The 481-nt window shown below is 57.8% G+C and carries 1 protein-coding gene; it reads right to left on the reverse strand.

What is annotated here, in order from left to right:
- Nucleotides 1-173 precede the first annotated feature (173 nt).
- The coding region (locus J0A65_RS25670) for an acyl-CoA dehydrogenase C-terminal domain-containing protein (protein WP_206597037.1) at nt 174-481 on the reverse strand (308 nt) is incomplete at its 5' end.

Below are 481 nucleotides of genomic sequence, written 5' to 3' on the forward strand. Positions count from 1 at the left end.
TAATCGGCCATGACACATCCTCGAAAAGCGGACTTACGTATGTGGACCGAGTTTAATCCAACAACTTTTCAGACACATAGGGTCATGTTGTGACCAATTATTCATCTACCGCTCATATGTCCATGAAATGAAAAGGCCCGCCAGAAGGCGGGCCGAATTGCCTCGACCAGCGGTCAGAAGGCGAAGTGTTCTTCCGCCAGCTGCATGGTGCTGGCGCTGCCCGCCGACATCGCCAGACGATGCGCCTCGGTGCGCGGCAGGATGCGCTGGAAGTAGAAAGCGCACGTCACCAGCTTGGCCTGATGGAAGCCATCGTCATCCCCTTGCGCGAGCTTTTCCTGGGCGACCACAGCCATGCGCAACCAGAAGTAGGCCAGGGTGACATAGCCCGAATACATCAGGTAATCGACCGACGCCGCGCCGACCTCGTCCGGATTCTTCATCGCGGCCATGCCGATGCTCTGCGTCAGCTCCCCCCACT

Origin of the sequence: Bowmanella yangjiangensis, assembly GCF_017255015.1 — a bacterium.
GTDB classification, from domain to species: Bacteria; Pseudomonadota; Gammaproteobacteria; order Enterobacterales; family Alteromonadaceae; genus Bowmanella; species Bowmanella yangjiangensis.